This window comes from Caballeronia mineralivorans PML1(12), from assembly GCF_001028175.1.
In the GTDB taxonomy this organism is placed as follows: Bacteria; Pseudomonadota; Gammaproteobacteria; order Burkholderiales; family Burkholderiaceae; genus Caballeronia; species Caballeronia mineralivorans.
This window is the reverse complement of the sequence record NZ_AEJF01000366.1, coordinates 1-646: the sequence shown is the minus strand read 5'-3', so window position 1 is coordinate 646 and position 646 is coordinate 1. Positions and strand designations below refer to the sequence as shown.

Sequence of the window (646 nt, the reverse complement as noted above, 5' to 3'; positions counted from 1 at the left end):
GCGCGCCTCGCTGAGCGGCTCGCCAACCCTGCTCACGTCTATTTTGCGACCGATGCGGTCACGCATACGCTCCTGCTTCGCGTAAGTGGGCGGCTGTCCGAAACGGAACAGTCGGAGACCGAGGACATGCTCAGTCAGTTTGCGCAGAAGTGGGCGCGCACCGGCGCGGTCTTCAGCAGGAACCTGTATGGCGATCTGTCCTTCTTGCCGATCGGGCTTGAACGTCATGTCGAACTGCTCACCGAACTGGACGATCTGGACCAGCAGGTCCGTGCGATGCGTGCGCGACAAGCGTGGATTCTGGCGCGACTTGAACAGCCGGCGTGATCGCATCACCCGCGATCATTGGCAGCGTGCCCGGCGCCGGGGCGTGCCGCCGCATCGTCACCTGCGGCGCAGACGTAGCGGAGAAATCTCATGGAGAAGGGAGACTATGTCCTGTCAGGAGCGCTACCCGTACAGGACGATCTGGATGCGGAACAGTTAGACCGCGTGTCCCGTCATCTCGGCGGCATCGCCACGGTCTACCTGGCGCACGATGCCGTCGCGCACTCGGTCGCGATGCGCATTTCGGGCACCATGTCGCCCGACGACACGCGCATCGTCGAGAAGCGCATCGAGAAATTCGCCGAGGAGTATTGCAGCG

General features: G+C 63.2%; 1 protein-coding gene and 1 pseudogene. Both read left to right on the top strand.

Translation table 11 applies throughout. The features are described 5' to 3' along the window. On the top strand, window positions 1-327 hold a 327-nt coding region (locus EOS_RS47395; RefSeq protein ID WP_047898354.1), incomplete at its 5' end, for a hypothetical protein. Window positions 328-417: 90 nt separating this feature from the next. After that, window positions 418-646 (top strand): annotated as a pseudogene (locus tag EOS_RS43060) (hypothetical protein); the annotation flags it as partial.